Source organism: Photorhabdus laumondii subsp. laumondii, assembly GCF_003343245.1.
GTDB classification, from domain to species: domain Bacteria; phylum Pseudomonadota; class Gammaproteobacteria; order Enterobacterales; family Enterobacteriaceae; genus Photorhabdus; species Photorhabdus laumondii.
Genome location: NZ_CP024901.1, coordinates 2,998,822 through 3,016,887 on the forward strand (window position 1 = coordinate 2,998,822; position 18,066 = coordinate 3,016,887).

General features: G+C 38.8%; 21 protein-coding genes. 12 read left to right on the top strand and 9 right to left on the bottom strand.

Features of this window, described 5'->3' with window-relative positions:
• The first annotated feature begins 33 nt into the window (after positions 1-33).
• Both ansA and pncA read left to right on the top strand, forming a co-directional pair.
• On the top strand, positions 34-1,053 hold the full coding sequence (ansA, locus tag PluTT01m_RS13140) for an asparaginase (RefSeq protein WP_011146777.1): 1,020 nt from the start codon (positions 34-36) through the stop codon (positions 1,051-1,053).
• A 12-nt stretch (positions 1,054-1,065) separates the two neighbouring features.
• Positions 1,066-1,704: a bifunctional nicotinamidase/pyrazinamidase gene (pncA, locus tag PluTT01m_RS13145; protein WP_011146778.1), complete on the top strand. Its 639-nt coding sequence runs from the start codon at positions 1,066-1,068 to the stop codon at positions 1,702-1,704.
• Between the two features lie 63 nt (positions 1,705-1,767).
• Here the strand turns inward: pncA and PluTT01m_RS13150 are convergent, their stop codons facing one another.
• Positions 1,768-2,037 carry a YeaC family protein gene (locus PluTT01m_RS13150; RefSeq protein ID WP_011146779.1) on the bottom strand — a complete coding sequence of 90 codons (270 nt, stop codon included), beginning with the start codon at positions 2,035-2,037 and terminating at the stop codon, positions 1,768-1,770.
• 82 nt (positions 2,038-2,119) lie between these two features.
• A complete protein-coding gene (gene msrB, locus PluTT01m_RS13155; RefSeq protein ID WP_011146780.1) occupies positions 2,120-2,530 on the bottom strand; it encodes a peptide-methionine (R)-S-oxide reductase MsrB in 411 nt (136 codons plus the stop codon).
• 469 nt (positions 2,531-2,999) lie between these two features.
• On the opposite strand from msrB, the gene gapA reads away from it, so the two are divergent.
• Positions 3,000-3,995 carry a glyceraldehyde-3-phosphate dehydrogenase gene (gene gapA / locus PluTT01m_RS13160; protein WP_011146781.1) on the top strand — a complete coding sequence of 332 codons (996 nt, stop codon included), beginning with the start codon at positions 3,000-3,002 and terminating at the stop codon, positions 3,993-3,995.
• 100 nt (positions 3,996-4,095) lie between these two features.
• Here gapA and PluTT01m_RS13165 read toward each other — a convergent pair whose 3' ends face one another.
• From PluTT01m_RS13165 to fadR, 4 genes are all read right to left on the bottom strand, one after another.
• The gene (locus PluTT01m_RS13165; protein ID WP_011146782.1) at positions 4,096-4,848 is read right to left on the bottom strand and encodes a MipA/OmpV family protein; all 753 of its coding nucleotides are present in this window, start codon (positions 4,846-4,848) and stop codon (positions 4,096-4,098) included.
• 344 nt (positions 4,849-5,192) lie between these two features.
• Positions 5,193-6,281 carry a catabolic alanine racemase DadX gene (dadX, locus tag PluTT01m_RS13170; protein WP_011146783.1) on the bottom strand — a complete coding sequence of 363 codons (1,089 nt, stop codon included), beginning with the start codon at positions 6,279-6,281 and terminating at the stop codon, positions 5,193-5,195.
• 6 nt (positions 6,282-6,287) lie between these two features.
• The gene (locus PluTT01m_RS13175; RefSeq protein WP_041380099.1) at positions 6,288-7,598 is read right to left on the bottom strand and encodes a D-amino acid dehydrogenase; all 1,311 of its coding nucleotides are present in this window, start codon (positions 7,596-7,598) and stop codon (positions 6,288-6,290) included.
• A 523-nt stretch (positions 7,599-8,121) separates the two neighbouring features.
• Positions 8,122-8,841 (bottom strand): fatty acid metabolism transcriptional regulator FadR, encoded by a 720-nt coding sequence (gene fadR / locus PluTT01m_RS13180; protein WP_011146785.1) that lies wholly within the window; start codon positions 8,839-8,841, stop codon positions 8,122-8,124.
• Positions 8,842-9,063: 222 nt separating this feature from the next.
• Here fadR and nhaB point away from each other — a divergent pair, with 222 nt between their 5' ends.
• Both nhaB and dsbB read left to right on the top strand, forming a co-directional pair.
• A complete protein-coding gene (gene nhaB / locus PluTT01m_RS13185) occupies positions 9,064-10,611 on the top strand; it encodes a sodium/proton antiporter NhaB (RefSeq protein WP_011146786.1) in 1,548 nt (515 codons plus the stop codon).
• Between the two features lie 181 nt (positions 10,612-10,792).
• Positions 10,793-11,302 carry a disulfide bond formation protein DsbB gene (dsbB, locus tag PluTT01m_RS13190; protein ID WP_011146787.1) on the top strand — a complete coding sequence of 170 codons (510 nt, stop codon included), beginning with the start codon at positions 10,793-10,795 and terminating at the stop codon, positions 11,300-11,302.
• A gap of 251 nt (positions 11,303-11,553) precedes the next feature.
• Here the strand turns inward: dsbB and PluTT01m_RS13195 are convergent, their stop codons facing one another.
• Together PluTT01m_RS13195 and PluTT01m_RS13200 are read right to left on the bottom strand one after the other, a co-directional pair.
• Complete coding sequence (locus PluTT01m_RS13195; RefSeq protein WP_011146788.1) at positions 11,554-11,871, bottom strand: putative hemolysin; 318 nt, start codon at positions 11,869-11,871, stop codon at positions 11,554-11,556.
• Between the two features lie 53 nt (positions 11,872-11,924).
• A complete protein-coding gene (locus PluTT01m_RS13200; RefSeq protein WP_011146789.1) occupies positions 11,925-12,257 on the bottom strand; it encodes a DMT family transporter in 333 nt (110 codons plus the stop codon).
• Positions 12,258-12,640: 383 nt separating this feature from the next.
• Here PluTT01m_RS13200 and PluTT01m_RS27910 point away from each other — a divergent pair, with 383 nt between their 5' ends.
• Entirely contained in the window at positions 12,641-12,772 is a 132-nt protein-coding gene (locus PluTT01m_RS27910; protein WP_269764132.1) for a hypothetical protein, read from the top strand.
• A 335-nt stretch (positions 12,773-13,107) separates the two neighbouring features.
• Here PluTT01m_RS27910 and PluTT01m_RS13205 read toward each other — a convergent pair whose 3' ends face one another.
• Positions 13,108-13,587, bottom strand: a complete 480-nt coding sequence (locus tag PluTT01m_RS13205; RefSeq protein WP_011146791.1) for an Hcp family type VI secretion system effector — start codon at positions 13,585-13,587, stop codon at positions 13,108-13,110.
• A 400-nt stretch (positions 13,588-13,987) separates the two neighbouring features.
• On the opposite strand from PluTT01m_RS13205, the gene PluTT01m_RS13210 reads away from it, so the two are divergent.
• The 6 genes from PluTT01m_RS13210 to PluTT01m_RS27555 all read left to right on the top strand — a co-directional run bounded on the left by PluTT01m_RS13210 (position 13,988) and on the right by PluTT01m_RS27555 (position 17,729).
• Entirely contained in the window at positions 13,988-14,995 is a 1,008-nt protein-coding gene (locus PluTT01m_RS13210) for a hypothetical protein (RefSeq protein WP_011146792.1), read from the top strand.
• Complete coding sequence (locus tag PluTT01m_RS13215; protein WP_011146793.1) at positions 14,992-15,408, top strand: hypothetical protein; 417 nt, start codon at positions 14,992-14,994, stop codon at positions 15,406-15,408. The genes PluTT01m_RS13210 and PluTT01m_RS13215 overlap by 4 nt, the downstream gene beginning before the upstream one ends.
• 295 nt (positions 15,409-15,703) lie before the next feature.
• Positions 15,704-16,117, top strand: coding sequence for a hypothetical protein (locus tag PluTT01m_RS13220; RefSeq protein ID WP_011146794.1), 414 nt, complete (start codon positions 15,704-15,706; stop codon positions 16,115-16,117).
• 210 nt (positions 16,118-16,327) lie between these two features.
• Positions 16,328-16,732 carry a hypothetical protein gene (locus tag PluTT01m_RS13225; protein ID WP_041380100.1) on the top strand — a complete coding sequence of 135 codons (405 nt, stop codon included), beginning with the start codon at positions 16,328-16,330 and terminating at the stop codon, positions 16,730-16,732.
• 29 nt (positions 16,733-16,761) lie between these two features.
• Positions 16,762-17,181, top strand: coding sequence for a hypothetical protein (locus PluTT01m_RS13230; RefSeq protein ID WP_011146796.1), 420 nt, complete (start codon positions 16,762-16,764; stop codon positions 17,179-17,181).
• Between the two features lie 314 nt (positions 17,182-17,495).
• The gene (locus PluTT01m_RS27555) at positions 17,496-17,729 is read left to right on the top strand and encodes a hypothetical protein (protein ID WP_041380101.1); all 234 of its coding nucleotides are present in this window, start codon (positions 17,496-17,498) and stop codon (positions 17,727-17,729) included.
• Positions 17,730-18,066 lie beyond the last annotated feature (337 nt).

The following is an 18,066-nucleotide window of genomic DNA, read 5'->3' on the forward strand; positions in this document are numbered from 1 at the left end:
ATAATCCAGCTGATCTTTTTATGAGGTACAGTCATGCAGAAGAAATCTATTTATGTCGTCTATACTGGCGGAACCATTGGGATGCAACACTCATCTCAGGGATACATCCCCGTTTCCGGGCACTTACAGCACCAATTAACAAAGATGCCCGAATTCCATCGACCGGAAATGCCCACATTCACTATCCGTGAACATCAACCATTGATCGATTCTTCTGATATGACCCCAGAAGACTGGCAATTTATCGCTGATGATATCCGAGAAAATTATCATGATTATGATGGGTTCGTGATCCTGCATGGTACGGATACCATGGCATTTACGGCTTCTGCCCTCTCCTTTATGTTCGAGAATCTGGGTAAGCCAGTCATTGTCACCGGGTCACAAATCCCGCTGGAAGCACTGCGCTCTGATGGGCAGACAAACTTGTTGAATGCGCTTTATCTTGCCGCTAATTACCCTGTTAACGAGGTCAGTCTGTTTTTCAATAATAAATTGTTTCGGGGGAACCGGACCGTCAAAGCACATGCCGACGGCTTCGATGCTTTTGCCTCACCAAACTGTTCTCCATTAATGGAAGCTGGTATTAACATCAAAACCTTCAATGCATGTTCTGCCCCTGCCAATCACAGTGAATTTATTACTCATCAAATCACCCCTCAGCCCATTGGCGTAATCACCATTTACCCCGGCCTTTCCAGTCAGATTGTGAATAATATTTTGATGCAACCGGTTAAGGCGCTTATCCTACGCTCATATGGCGTCGGAAACGCACCTCAACACCCTGAATTATTAAAAGAGCTAAAACAGGCCACAGAGAGAGGGATCGTGGTGGTTAATTTGACTCAATGCATTTCTGGCCGAGTAAATATGGAAGGGTATGCAACAGGCCATGCTCTGGCTGAAGCGGGGGTGATAAGCGGCTACGATATGACTTTTGAAGCAACTTTAACCAAGTTGCACTATTTACTTAGCCAACCTTATAGCAATGAAAAAATTCGTTATTTAATGCAACAAAATTTACGTGGTGAATTAAGTTATATTGATAAATAATCAAGGAAAGAGATGAAAACAGCCCTATTACTTATTGATCTACAGAACGACTTCTGTACCGGCGGCGCTTTAGCCGTAGAAGAGAGTGAACAAGTCATTGTTGCGGCAAATCAGGCAATGGCTATTTGTCTGAAACACAATATCAGCACTATTGCCAGCCAAGACTGGCATCCTGCTGAACATATGAGCTTTGCCGTAAATTCCGGCCAGAAGATCGGTGATATCGGTCTATTAAACGGTATTCCACAAGTCTGGTGGCCGGTACACTGCGTTCAACGTCAGCATGGCGCAGATTTCCATCCACAGCTAAACAAGCAGGCAATTGTTGAAATTTTCCACAAAGGCGAAAATCCACAGATCGATAGTTACAGTGCTTTCTTTGACAACGGCCATCAGAATAAAACCCGGCTTGATGGCTGGTTGCAAACCCAGCAAATTGAACGTCTGTTTATTATTGGTATCGCCACTGACTATTGTGTGAAATTTACCGCGCTGGATGCGCTGGCATTAGGTTATGAAACCTGGGTCATTACGGATGGCTGTCGAGGGGTTAACCTGAGTCCAAATGATAGCCAATCAGCCTTAAAAGAGCTAAAAGAGCAAGGCGCTATATTGATAGAACTTGCTCAACTAGAAGATGCTCTTCTCTGATATCAATCCAAGGCGAGGCTGAGTTTTACACACTCAGCCTTTTCATACCTAATTTGCCAAAGATTATGGCTTGAATGTTGCCACCATTTTAGACCGAAAGATCGCTTTCAGTTCTTGTTTACTCTTCATCACCAACTGACCATCAGTACCAATCGTCATATGTTGCGGATCATGGTTATGCCTTGATTGCCATAGCATAATCATTTGTAAACTATTCTCTTTCTGCTCGACCGTTAGAGGCACACCATCCTGCCATTTACCCAGTTCTACTGCCTGAACCAAGCGTTGATATATTTCTGGTGTCATTACAGATAACAGATCATCCAGTTCCATTGATATTTCCTCATTATTTTTCAGAATTAGCTGAAACGATTTTTCGCATAAACTAAGATTATGGCCGCAATACTAAAAACGGTTAACCTACTGTTTTTTCGCCTGTATTTTCATCAGTAAAGCTTAATGCAGCCGAGTTGATACAAAAACGCTCTCCTGTCGGCTGCGGCCCATCAGGGAACACATGCCCCAAATGAGCGTTACAATGACCGCAACGCACCTCAATACGATGCATATTGTGACTATCATCATCAAGATACTGCACTGCATCATGAGTGGCAGGCTGGTAAAAACTCGGCCAGCCGCAACCAGAATCAAATTTAGTGCCGGACATAAATAACGGTTGCTCGCAGCACAAACAATGATACACGCCACTTTTCTTATTATGTAGCAATTTCCCTGAGAATGGCGGCTCTGTCCCGGCATTTTGGGTTACATGACGCTGAATATCAGTAAGTTCTTTATAAAGGGAAACCTCAGGATGCTTAGCCATAACGACCACCTTAATAGTAAGACTCATGTGCTCAATAAAATTGATTAATAATAACAAAAAATTAACATTGCATCAGTGAAATTTATTTTAAGCGGTTAACTGAATCTGTCTATACCCAATGGATTTCAAGAGGGATCGCGACGGTAAGGGAGCAAATCCCCGGGCGCATAGATAACAATGTGACCGGGGTGAGTGAGTGCAGCCAACAAAGAGGCAACTTGAAAGATAACGGGTATATCCTACTATATTGTGATGTGACTCGCATATCTAACCAATTAACTTTCAATATCTGTCTGCGCCTTGATAATGATGGGCGGCTCGATTGCCAGTACCCTATAGCAAGCGTCTAAATGATGAACTCAAAGCTAATGTTTTTCGGCTATTGACACGATTCCGCTTGACGGCTGGCAAGGTTTTGGTAACTTTAGTAATAATTTTTAATTCACTAAAAAATAGCTGGTGGAACACTATGACTATCAAAGTAGGTATCAACGGTTTTGGTCGTATTGGCCGTATTGTTTTCCGTGCTGCACAAGAACGTTCAGACATCGAAATCGTTGCAATCAACGATTTGCTCGACGCCAAATACATGGCTTACATGCTGAAATACGATTCAACTCACGGTCGCTTCAACGGCACTGTTGAAGTAAAAGACGGCCACCTGATTGTTAACGGCAAAGCTATCCGCGTTACAGCAGAAAGAGATCCAGCTAACCTGAAATGGAACGAAGTAGGTGTTGATGTTGTTGCAGAAGCAACAGGTATCTTCCTGACTGACGAAACTGCACGTAAGCACATTGCCGCTGGTGCGAAAAAAGTTGTTCTGACCGGTCCGTCCAAAGATGACACGCCGATGTTTGTTATGGGAGTCAACCACAAAGCTTATGCAGGCCAGGAGATCGTTTCCAATGCTTCCTGTACTACTAACTGTCTGGCACCGCTGGCTAAAGTTATCAATGATAAATTCGGCATTGTTGAAGGTCTGATGACCACTGTTCACGCAACAACGGCAACTCAGAAAACAGTTGACGGCCCTTCTGCGAAAGATTGGCGTGGTGGTCGTGGCGCTGCTCAGAATATTATCCCATCATCTACCGGCGCAGCTAAAGCTGTGGGTAAAGTTATCCCTGAACTCAATGGTAAGCTGACTGGCATGGCTTTCCGCGTTCCTACGCCTAACGTATCGGTTGTTGACCTGACTGTACGTCTGGAAAAACCCGCCACTTATCAACAAATCTGCGATGCAATCAAAGATGCTGCTGAAGGTGAACTGAAAGGCGTTTTGGGTTACACCGAAGATGATGTCGTATCTAACGATTTCAATGGTGAAAAGCTGACTTCTGTATTTGACGCAAAAGCAGGTATCGCTCTGAACGATAACTTTGTAAAACTGGTTTCCTGGTACGACAACGAAACCGGTTACTCTAACAAAGTTCTGGATCTGATTGCTCATATTTCCAAATAACTGAGTCATTACTTTGTCTGAAAAGAGCTGCCTTCCCCCGGCAGCTCTTTTATACCCTACGGATTTCAAGATGCATAGGGTATATTATCGCCGTGGGTAATTAAAAACTATATGTAACACCTGTCCAAACAATACTTGAATATGACTTATTAACCATTGGACTATCTTTAATTTCACTCGGTAAACGCTCAACACGCCCCATCATAAATACAGACCATTCTTGGTTAAATTTATAATTAGCAGATAATTCCAAATAAGGAGCCCAGCTATCATCTGGGGTATATTTTTCTAGTCCGCTATGGCGTGATTCACTATCTTTAATGCCATATTCATAACGATTTTGTTTTTTACTATTCCAAACCACACCTAATCCTGGTTGTAATGACCAATCATCACTTTTAAATTCATATAAATAAGCCAGGTCAATCGTTATGCCTTTACTTTTACCCAACGTATCCGCAGCAAAAGAGCTACGCAACGTTCCCCAATCTTCAATATGACGATAGCTAAAGCCGCCCATCATAGTATCATGGCGACGATCCAGCTTTTTCATCTGCTTATCTTCATTATCTTTTGGGCGGAAATTTTGAGGATAGTAATAGACATCTAAAGATAGCTGATCTTTTGGTTGATTCCACAAATAATACCCGGCGGCTAAAGTATGAAAATAGAAATTGTCACTTTCATAATTAACCATTGGAACAAACAACACTTTATCTTTATTCTTTACCCCCTTATAAGGTGATGCCTCAGCCAAAACAGAGGCACCAATTGACCACTGTCCCGCATAAGCTAAAGATGAAGAAAGACAAAAAGCGGCGACTGTGGCTAAAATTTTAGCTTTGTTGATCATGATTAACTATTTCCTTTAAAACAATTATGCGATTAGCTATATCAAGTGTAAAAGATCATTTCCCTCATTTCCAAGTAATAACGTTCTATTTTGCCTTAAAAAGCACGATATGTTTAGCTCCCACCTAATTCTTCTGACAAAAATAGACTGATTATAGGAAACAAAGAGATATTAATTTAGCGAAAACGGTAACTTATTTCCTGCAATAATACCAAACGCTAACGACTATTTGACACTATCCCCGTTATCTTTCAAGTTGCCTCTTTGTTGACTGCACTCACTCACCCCGGTCACATAGTTACCTATGCTCCCGAGGATTCGCTCCCTTGCCGTCGCGATGCACCTCAAAATCCATAGGGTATAGATACCGGGACCCGATTTGCCAATGCGCACAATAATTCATAGCCAATTGTTCCAGAGCTCTCCGCCACATCATCCACCGGTAAATTTTGCCCCCACAATTCAACAGGGCTGCCAATTTGGGCCTGCGGACAAGGCGTTAAATCCACCGATAACATATCCATTGATACCGTACCTAATACTTGGGTCCTAACGCCATCAACAATAATCGGTGTTCCCGTCATGGCACAACGGGGATAACCATCAGCATAGCCACAGGCGACGGTACCGACTCGCATAGGGCCTGGCGCTGTATATTCACTGCCATAACCTATTTTATCTCCTGCCTTGAGATTCTGAATAGCAATAATCTCACTTTGCAGACTCATCACCGCTTTCAACCCAATATCGGCAATATCTTTCCACTTTCCACTGGGTGAGGCACCATAAAGCACGATACCGGGACGTACCCAATCTCTATGAGTTTGTGGATACCACAAGGAAGCGGCTGAATTCGCCAAACATTGAGAAATATCCAATCCCTGACTCACCGAATGAATAACGTTAAGTTGTTCAGTAACGCTGATCTCCTTATTATCCTTATCCGCATTCGCAAAATGTGACATTAACGTTATTTGCCCAATTTGCCGGATCCCTCTTGCTAATGATAAAACCGCGCTATATTGATCCGCAGGAAATCCCAATCGATTCATACCGCTGTTGAGTTTGAGATAAATATTGATGGGTTTACTCAAATTGGCCGCTTCTATTGCTTCAAGTTGCCAATGGCTATGCACCACCGTTGTCAACTGATATTCATCAATTATTGGCAAATCTTCGGGTTTGAAAAACCCTTCCAATAGTAAGATTGCACCCTGCCACCCCTGCTCCCGCAATAAAATCGCTTCATGAAAATCAAGTAAAGCAAACCCATCAGCCTGATCAAGAGACCGCCATATACAATGCAGACCATGCCCATAAGCATTTGCTTTAACAACAGCCCAGATTTTACTATTACCGACCTTATTACGAATAATCGCCAAATTATTTTCCAATGCATCAAGATGGATCGTTGCCGAAATCGGACGTGGCATATTCTATTAGCCTCTCAGTTCAGTGTGTAATTGATGGCTAAATGGCACCAATTTTGTATTAAAACCATTAACATAACGAAATACGGATAAATCATCAGATGCAATAGCAGGCTTTTTACCCGAAATAATATCCGCCAGTAATTGACTGGAACCGCATGCCATTGTCCATCCCAATGTACCATGCCCTGTATTTAGGTAGAGATTGTGATATTCAGTCGGACCAACAATTGGCGTACCATCTGGCGTCATTGGACGTAATCCTGTCCAAAAATGAGTCTGAGTAATATCGCCACCACCTGGATAAAGGTCTTGCACCACCATTTTCAATGTTTCATGACGTGCTTTAAGCAGATTCAAATTGAAACCGACAACTTCTGCCATTCCACCCACACGAATACGGTTATCAAACCGGGTAATCGCAATTTTGTATGTTTCATCCAATGCAGTAGATACCGGAGCCCGTTCCGCATCGACAATAGGCATAGTTAATGAATAACCTTTCAGTGGATATACCGGAATTTTGACAAGACCTTTCAGTAATTCAGTGGAATAAGCTCCCATTGCAACAACATAGTTGTCTGCTGTCATAACACCATCTTCGCACTGGACGCCGATAATCCGATGCCCTTCCACCAATAACTGTTTGACCTGTTTATTAAACAAAAACGTTACACCTGCCGCTTCTGCCATTTTTACCAACTCTTTGGTAAAAAGCTGGCAATCACCCGTTTCGTCGTTCGGTAATTGTAAGCCCCCCGTCAGTTTGTGAGCGGCATGCGCCAATGCCGGCTCTACTGTCGCGAGTTTATCTGCCGTTAATAAATTGTAAGGAACACCTTCCTGTTCAAGAACGGCGATGTCATTCACCGCATTATCAAACTGCTTATTGGTGCGGAATAACTGAAGCGTGCCTCTCTGACGCCCTTCGTATTGAATACCCGTATCAGCCCTCAACTGTTTGATACAGTCACGACTGTACTCTGCCAATCGTACCATCCGGCTCTTATTTATCGCATAGTGACTTGCATCACAATTACGCAACATCTGCCACATCCAGCGTAACTGAAACAGCGATCCATCCGGACGAATAGCCAATGGAGCATGACGTTGAAACATCCACTTAATCGCTTTCAATGGAATACCCGGCGCTCCCCACGGGGTTGCGTATCCCGGTGAGATCTGCCCGGCATTCGCCGCACTGGTTTCCTCAGCAGCACTTCCCTGGCGATCAATGACAGTGACTTCATGACCTTGCTGTACCAAATACCAGGCACTGGTTACACCAATAACACCACTACCTAAAATAAGGATTTTCATCATGGCCCCCGGACAATTTAAAATTTTAGGCAAGCATAATATGCTGTTTATAAAAAACCAATATAGAACAATCATCGGTCACGTCAATAATCTATATTTATGATTTAGATCACAATTAGATTACATTTATGCAACAGACTTATTTATGATTTATACATAACCAAGTTATGAAAATTAATATTAAAATCATAAAATTAAGATAATAATTACGATATGAGCCGCAGGCTAATTATTTCATATCAAGTCATTATTCAGCGTTTTTCGGTGAAAAAAATGAATCAATTAAACAACCACAAGATACCAATAACCATCAATTAATCGAAATAAAAACCCAAACAAAAACCAAAAAATCAGAATAATACTCTGAAATAGAGACATTAACGATTGGCTGGAGATGGAATGAAAAAAAAGAAACAAAATGCCCGGTACAGAACATTCTGCACCGGGTCAATTTAAAATAATGTTGATTTGAAACTAATAGATCGGATAACGCCTGGAATTAAGTAAAAATACTAACGAGATATCAGCGATACACTTCAGACAAATCACTTGGCATCGTACTTTGCATACTGTGCCAAATGACACCACTCTCTTTACCATAGTTACGTACACATTCCATGACGTTATCGTAAGATTGATCACGACATAATATCACCAATTGCTGATAAAAATTCAGCGCCAATTTACGCGCCTCAGGATTAGAGAAGTAATAACGCCCTATACGGGTATATAGCCCTTTCAACCCATTGATAATAAGGCCGTAAATTGGATTACCTGAAGCAAAAGCTAAACCACGGAAAATATCATAATCTAGCATACTAAATGACTCTGAATTATCTTCCACATGCTCCTTTTCTGCCAGTACTTCCAATGAGTTACCCGGATTATGCTTAAAAGCCGTGCGAATAAATATCGCTGCAATATTCGTTCTCACCGCCAGTAGATTATCAATCAACTCAGGAACGCGATCGTGATCAAGACGGGCCAGAGTCTCTAAAATATTAAGACCCGATGTTTCCCAAAAGTTATTCACTTTTGTTGGTTTGCCATGCTGAATTGTTAACCATCCATCACGTGCCAAACGCTGCAATACTTCACGCAGGGTGGTCCTTGTCACACCAATTAACTCAGATAATTCACGTTCTGCCGGAAGAATAGAGCCTGGAGGAAAACGGCCGTTCCATATACTCTCAATAATATACTCTTCCGCAAAACCTGCGGGACTTTGAGCCTTAATGACCATATTTTTATTATTCCAACGTGATTTTTCCAACTAATAATAGATGAAATTATATCAGAATACGCAACTTCAATATAGCTATGTAGTCTAGAAAGCGTAAAGGCGGTCATGAAAAAAAGCGTACTCATGCTTAGTTATGCCTCATTTCCCTTAAAACATTCTGTATAAAAGCGTACTATTGTTTAAAGAACACGATTTTACGAATTTAGAGGAACTTTAATTGCAATGGAAACCAGTATCCTAAAAACAGCGGTAAAAAACTTTCTCGGCAACTCGCCAGATTGGTATAAGCTCGCTATCATCATCTTTCTCATCATCAACCCATTGATATTCTTTTTTATTAATCCATTTGTCACAGGCTGGCTGCTTGTTATCGAATTTATCTTTACGTTAGCAATGGCACTTAAATGTTACCCGTTACAACCGGGTGGCCTGTTGGCAATTGAAGCGGTCATCATCGGCATGACCTCCCCGCAACAAGTCGGTCATGAAATTGCTAATAACTTGGAAGTTGTACTGTTACTGATATTTATGGTCGCAGGAATTTACTTTATGAAGCAATTACTATTATTTGCTTTCACTAAACTCCTGCTCTCCATAAAATCTAAACGTATGCTTGCCTTAGCATTCTGCCTAGCCAGCGCATTCCTGTCAGCATTTCTTGATGCTCTGACAGTTATCGCGGTAGTTATTAGTGTTTCCCTTGGCTTCTATTCTATCTACAACAACTTCATTACTGATCAGAATGATGTCATTAACGCTAAACATGACAATCACATTGATACAGCAAAAAAGAAACAAACTCTTGAACAGTTTCGCGCTTTTTTGCGCAGTCTAATGATGCATGCAGGGGTAGGCACTGCACTTGGTGGTGTGATGACGATGGTAGGAGAACCCCAAAATCTGATTATCGCCAAAAACGTTAATTGGGATTTTGTCACCTTCTTTATTCGCATGGCTCCAATTACCCTACCTGTCTTTATCTGCGGGCTACTAGTCTGTTTTCTGGTCGAACACTTTAAACTGTTCGGTTATGGTACAGAATTGCCAGAACGCGTCCGACAGGTATTGGAAGATTACGATAAAAAAACCAGCGCAAAACGAACACATAAAGAAAAAGCACAGCTTATTGCTCAAGCGCTAATCGGTATATGGCTCATTGTCGCGCTGGCGTTTCATCTGGCAGAAGTTGGTCTGATTGGCCTTTCCGTCATTATTCTAACCACGTCGTTCTGTGGTATTACCGAAGAACATGCACTGGGTAAGGCATTTGAAGAGGCACTACCGTTCACGGCATTACTGACTGTATTCTTTTCTATCGTTGCCGTCATTGTTGACCAGCAACTGTTTACGCCATTTATTCAGTTCGTATTACAGGTTTCTGAAACTTCTCAACTTTCCCTGTTCTATCTGTTCAATGGCTTACTCTCATCAGTATCAGATAACGTATTTGTCGGTACGGTTTATATCAATGAAGCAAGAACTGCGATGCAAGAGGGCCTGATTTCACATAAACAATTTGAATATCTGGCTGTTGCGATTAATACCGGCACAAACCTGCCTTCCGTTGCCACACCTAACGGACAAGCTGCATTTCTATTCCTGTTGACGTCGACATTATCGCCATTGATTCGTTTATCTTATGGCCGCATGGTGATAATGGCACTACCTTATACCATTGTCATGACGCTGGTCGGTTTGCTGTGTGTAGAATTTCTGCTAATTCCAGTCACTGACATGATGGTTCATTGGGGCCTAATTGCTTTGCCATAACCAGCAATAATTCATTTTATAGCATTAACCAGCCAATGCCGTATTGAGCAATGATAACGCTCAATACGGCATTATTTTTCCCCGAAAAAGCCAAATTTACCTTAATTGACTTTTTTTGTTACCTGTAAATCGGCAAAATAGGCGCTCAATTGTTTATCTTAATCTGCATGGAAAAACGGAAATGATGCGATTTTTGAACCACTGTTCTCAAGGACGAAGCGCATGGCTGTTAATGATTTTGACTGCCCTGATACTAGAAAGCTCGGCATTATATTTTCAACATGTGATGAAATTACAACCCTGTGTGATGTGTATTTATGAGCGGGTTGCTCTGTTTGGTGTGTTGAGCGCTGGGATATTAGGTGTAATCGCACCAAAAACGCCGTTACGCTGGCTGGCTATTATTTTGTGGATCTACAGTGCCTGGGGTGGCCTGCAACTCGCATGGCAACATACTATGATGCAGTTGCACCCTTCTCCATTTAATACCTGTGATTTCTTCGTAAACTTCCCTTCATGGTTGGCGTTAAACCAATGGCTTCCTTCTGTATTCGAAGCTACAGGTGATTGTTCAGTAAGACAGTGGCAATTCCTGACATTAGAGATGCCACAATGGCTAGTCGGTATTTTTGCTGCTTACCTAGTGGTTGCTGCATTAGTATTAATCAGCCAATTTTTTAGCCGTAAATAATTTCCAACTTAGATAGTTGAAAATGATTGTCTGATGAATCAAATATATACCCAATGGATTTCAAGATGCATCGCGACGGCAAGGGAGCGAATCCCCGGGAGCATAGATAACTATGTGACCGGGGTGAGTGAGTGCAGCCAACAAAGAAGCAACTTGAAAGATGACAGGTATACTCACAGAATCATGCCCAAGGCTGCCTTTCCAACGGCATGTTTCTGCTCATATCAGTTGCTTGATTTCTACCTCACCTTTCAACTTGACGCACAAGAACCTTGCAACAATGCCCTTTCATCACAACGCTTACCATTTGCCAACTGGCAAACAGGTATTTGCGCACCATTTAATTGTATTGCTAATGCAGGCATGCCACCTACATAAGAACAGATTGCTCTGGCATTATCCCTAAGAGCAACTGCCGGTTGAGAATTTTCCGGTTGAGAGTATTGTATCCCCTGATATTGAGTCGCTGTTTTCCCTGTCTGGCGACTACAACCCGCTAATACAGCAATACTAAAGAGGACTCCTAATAACACTGTCTGGAATCCTTTCTTATTACTGGCATTTAACATATCTCTTCTCCAGAAAACGATTCAGGGAAAACAGGAGCACCGTTAATTGTTAATTAATGTGCACTGCTGTTAGAAAGCAGGTTTATTACCATTACACCGGCAACAATAAGAGCCATACCTAAAATAGCCGCCCAATCCAGCTTCTGTTGATATAAAAATATCGCGGCAATAGAAACCAACACAATACCCAAGCCAGACCATATGGCGTAAGCAATTCCTAATGGCACAACTTTGACCACCTGAGATAACCCCCAGAAAGCGATACCGTATCCAACAATGACCAGTATAGAAGGGAATAATTTACTAAACCCATCAGAGGCTTTTAATGAAGCCGTTGCGATAACCTCAGCAACAATTGCCATTGCTAAATATACAAATCCATTCATATCCTAACTCTCTATAGTAGAAAAAATAAATCGACCAACATTAATAGACAAAAACGGATTGAATTTATCACAAACGCTTTAAGGTGTAACGTAACAAAATTGATATATTTCGTTCCTTAAATCCAATTCAAACCTTATTTACCCCCTGCTTAAGAAGTACCACTCAGGCAGGAAAATCGTTGGAGCGATTTTACAGAGAATATGGAAAAGTACTAACGATAGGTTCCAGCTTTGAGATTTAGATCAGAATCATTCGCCGATACCCTTTAGGATTTCTAAGAAAACATAGCACTGTAGAATTAAAAACGTGTACATTTATAAGCTAAAAATAATCTTATCATTTGATTAAGCAATGATGGTGACGAAACGATAAGGAAGTTATGTTGTCCAACGTTGAGCCAACATATGTTACTCTTGGCGCAACAACTGAAAGATTAGCTGCTGAAATTTGCATGGCGGGTGGTTATATGGATAGTAAAGGAGGAAAATGGCTTATTAAACTTATTGTTGAATAAATAAGATTTCAAAATAGTGCTACATCTTATACCACTCATAATTCTATGTATAACAATGGGTTGAAGAAGGCTATGTGTAGCATAATTACGAAACGTTATTTATTCAATGGGATATTAATATTAATAGCATCATTATATCAATAGCAATATACTTACTTTTAAAAACACGCTTAGCTATTAAATGAAAACTAAGCGTATATACCCTATTGATTTCAAGATGCATCGCGGCGGCAAGGGAGCGAATCCCCGGGAGCATAGATAACTATGTGACCGGGGTGAGTGAGTGCGGCCAACAAAGAGGCAACTTGAAAGATAACGGGTATAAACTGTATTTATCAATAAACCATCTCATCCCAAATGCAATATCCTGATGTTCCCGCCATATGATGCCGACAAGTAATATTAACATACTGAACTGAAATAACTTCCTCCGGCTGGCCGTTATTATCATTAATAACATGCGGACAATTAACATTTAAATCACAAATTTTTGCCCCGGTGAGCAAGATGGAATAAAAAAGTTCCTGTGAACCTATTTGAGAAGTCCGATAAATATCAAATGTCAACTCCAGTCTTTCATGATTAGCTGCCGCTATCATTAACAATGGGGAAGATTTATCTAATAGTTTAATGAAGTTTACCGGCTGATAATTAACATTCTGAGCAACTGTCAGACCATGATTGAATTGCAACACCATAATTTGATTTTCATGTCCATGCTGATACCGATTACCAATGGAATCCAAAGTCGAACATCCTTGAGAAATAAGCCCCTGAGATTCACCTTTTATCGTCACATAAATCATATTTGCCATAACTATACCTACTTAATTTACCTTATGTTCAAGTTCTCATTCTGAGTTATTTTCCTTTGATTTCAATAAAATAATTGTAATTTCCATAAGATAATTGTAACAAATTGTTAACTATCTTATATAAATGTAAATATTGAAGGCTCGTAGTCAGACCAAATATATAAACAAATTACGTTCACTATTACTATCCTTTAGCAAAGAAAAAACTGCAAATTAATCAATATCAACCGACAACATCAGATTGAATTTATACATCACCTACTCCCTATAAATTCTCACTCTGTAAAGATTAGAAACCCATTTATTATATGTTGAAAATAATCCGATTATCTGATTAAGTTATGTCATCTAACGTCAGGCCAACATGTTAAAAGCTACCACAGGAACAAATAGAGTATTTATGAAAAGAAACATTCAACCCGGTTTCTGTGTCGTACAGCAACCTGGAGGATTAAGTTTTCAAGCCAGTCTGTTATTCAGCCATTCAAATAGCGAAGCGGCTCGCTATTTTATGGCATTAAATTCAAATTACCGATTCCTGAAACCGGGGCAAATTCTGCTGGTGGCAGATCCAGACTCTTATAATCCGCCCCACATGATACAGCTATTAAGACAATCTCAGTATCAGGTCAACCAATCCGTTTCAGCTCTGCCTAATGAATCCGCAGCATTTTTGCATCGTCATTTTGGTCTGTTTCACTATGTACTGGATCAGGGAGGAACCTTAGTTGGCACCGCATCGTCACTGGGTGATACTTATTTCTCCCAAATCAAAAAAAATCTGTCAAAGTTACAGAAGCTTTATCAAAGAGAATATCGGTTAAATGGGCTAAACCGAAAATTTGCCAGTCCCGAGTTTTATGTAGAAAGACAACTGATTATGGGTAACCTAAAGGGATTATTAAATAAAGTTGGCCGACTCTCTTTGAAAATCGATCAACATCCTAATTTAAAACATGCGCTAAAGTTATCAACCAAAGCCATTGCTCACCAATGGGATAAAGCAGGGATTGGCGCAATAAAGGGATATAGTCAAACAATTTTACAAAGTGAAAAAATGATTAAATGGATGAAATATGGTGGCCGGGTTGCCATTGGTCTGGATTTTGTTGATACCACCGGGCAGGTTATTGATGCCTGTAATTATGGGCAAGCAGGAAAATGTGAAAAAGTAACCATCAAGGAATATAGTAAATTTGCTGGTAGAACAGGAGGTGGGATAGCCGTAGGATATGGTGGCAGTATAGCAGCAGGAGCAGCATGTGTTGCCCTTGGGTTTGCAACTGAAGGATTAGCTGTTGGAATTTGCATGGCGGGCGGCGGTTTAACTGGTGGGGCTATAGGTAGCTATGGATTTGAGAAGACTATGGGATTTTTCGCGGATATATTTATAGAGCATTTTTTATGAGCATATTAGATCTAATAACCATTATCTCCGTTATTTTTTTCTTCTTATTTTTAATTATATCAATAATTATTTACAAAATAAATCAAAGAAAGATGGATAAAATTATTGATTTATATATGGAAAAAGGTTTTTGCTTATCATCAGCAGCATACATTGGTCATTCTATGGGTATTCATGGTCAGATTCATCCTGCCGTATTTTTCTATAAGTTATTAACAGGGAAAAGAATAAGGATAAATGAGCCTAGTAGTAAATATATGCCACAAGAATCTTATGATTTCATTCAAAACTTACCCTCCAATTTGACCCACTGGATAAAAATATATTTCATCACCATTAATATAAGTTTTATATCCTTCTTTATATCAACAGTAACGGCTTTATGTCATAAATACTCTTATATTTTTAACTGAACTCAACTTAAAATACGCACTAAAATTCGGAGATCAAATTAAGAATAAAAATGAAAAATGTAATGGGTAAATCTGCTATTGAGTATTTTTTTGGATATGAATATGCACAGAGTAATTCCTCTTATTGTTATTATCTTTCGCTATTGGAATAGTATTTCTTACATATGATAAATATATCTTGCCGTTTTTTAATTAAGAATTTTTTAGAAGAACACGTAACCAGGAAGGCTATAGGTAACTATGGATTTGAGAAAACTGCGGAATTTACTGTAGATTTTTTTATAGGAAATTAACTATGAGCATATTAGATTTGATAATGACAAAATGTCTTTTCTTATCTCTTTTATTTTTGGTTATATCAATAGCCATTTATAAAATAAATCAAAAAAAGATGGATAAAATTATTGAATTATATATAGAAGAAGGATTTTATTTACCAACAGGCATAACAATACAACGCTTCGGAAGGATGCGTGATCAGTTTCAAGTCGTTATGTTCTTCTACAGGCTGTTAACTGGAAAAAAAATGAAGATAAATCAGCCTGATAGTAAATATATGCACCAAGAATCCTATAACTTTATTCAAAATCTACCCTTCAGTTTAACGCATTGGATGAAAATATGTATCATTACCACTTATATAGGTGCAGCATTTTCTCTCATATCAACAATAATAATCTTAATTCAAAAGTATTATTTTTCGTGCTAAACCTAATATCAATAGCTATTTACAAGATAAATCAGCGCAACATCAATAAAATCATTGAATTATATACAGAAGCTGGACTTTATATGTCAGAACGAGCAAAAATGAGCTATTTTTTAATTAAGATTTTTTTAGAAAAACACTTAGCTAGCTATGCTATGGATTAGAGAAGACTATGGGATTTTTCGCAGATCTATTTATAGAGCATTTATTATGAAAATATTAGACCTAATAACCATCATTTCCGTTATTTTTCTCTTCTTTTTTTTCATTATATCAATAACTATTTACAAAATAAACCAAAGTAAAATGGATAAAATTATTGAATCATATATAGGAAAAGGACTTTATTTATCAGCAGGCGTAAAGCTGGGCCGTTTTTTGGGTGTTTATGGTCAGTATCAGGTTGCGATATTTTTTTATATGCTACTCACTGGAAGAAGAATGAGAATCAATGAAAAGGATAGAAAATATATGTATCAAGAATCTTATAACTTTATTCAAAACCTACCTTCCAGTTTAACTCATTGGATAAAGATATATTTCATCACCATTAATATAAGTGGTGTATTCTTCTTCATAACAATGATAACATTTCTATTCAGAGAATACGCTTAACTATACTGGACATTCAATGAGGTTTTAATATGAATAGAGTTACTTTCATCATCTTGGTTATTTCTTATACCTCTTTCAATCTTTTTCTCATTATATCAATAGCCATTTACAAAATAAATCAAAAAAAGATGGATAAAATTATTGATTTATATATGGAAAAAGGTTTTTGCTTATCATCAGCAGCATACATTGGTCATTCTATGGGTATTCATGGTCAGATTCATCCTGCCGTATTTTTCTATAAGTTATTAACAGGGAAAAGAATAAGGATAAATGAGCCTGGTAGTAAATATATGCCACAAGAATCTTATGATTTCATTCAAAACTTACCCTCCAATTTGACCCACTGGATAAAAATATATTTCATCACCATTAATATAAGTTTTATATCTTTTTTTATATCAACAGTAACGGCTTTATGTCATAAATACTCTTATATTTTTAACTGAATTCAACTCAAAATACGCACTAAAATTTGGAGATCAAATTAAGAATAAAAATGGAAAATGTAATGGGTAAATCTGCTATTGAGTATTTTTTTGGAGATGAATATGCACAGAGTAATTCCTCTTATTGTTATTATCTCTTAATCAGTTTATTATCTTTCGCTATTGGAATAGTATTTCTTACATATGATAAATATATCTTGCCGTTTTTTAATTAAGAATTTTTTAGAAGAACACGTAGCCAGGAAGGCTATAGGTAACTATGGATTTGAGAAAACTGCGGAATTTACTGTGGATTTTTTTATAGGAAATTAACTATGAGAATATTAGATTTGATAATGACAATATGTCTTTTCTTATCTCTTTTATTTTTGGTTATATCAATAGCCATTTATAAAATAAATCAAAAAAAGATGGATAAAATTATTGAATTATATATAGAAGAAGGATTTTATTTACCAACAGGCATAACAATACAACGCTTCGGAAGGATGCGTGATCAGTTTCAAGTCGTTATGTTTTTCTACAGGCTGTTAACTGGAAAAAAATGAAAACAAATCATCCTGATAGCAAATATATGCACCAAGAATCTTATAATTTTATTCAAAATCTACCCTCCAGCTTAACTCATTGGATAAAAATATATATCATTACCACTTATATAGGTGTAGCATTTTCTCTCATATCAACAATAATAATCTTAATTCAAAAACATTATTCATTGTGCTAAACCTATACCCTATGGATTTCAAGATGCATCGCGGCGGCAAGGGAGCGAATCCCCGGGAGCATAGATAACTATGTGACCGGGGTGAGTGAGTGCAGCCAACAAAGAGGCAACTTGAAAGATAACGGGTATATTTAAGAGTTTTAATAAACATCAAATAT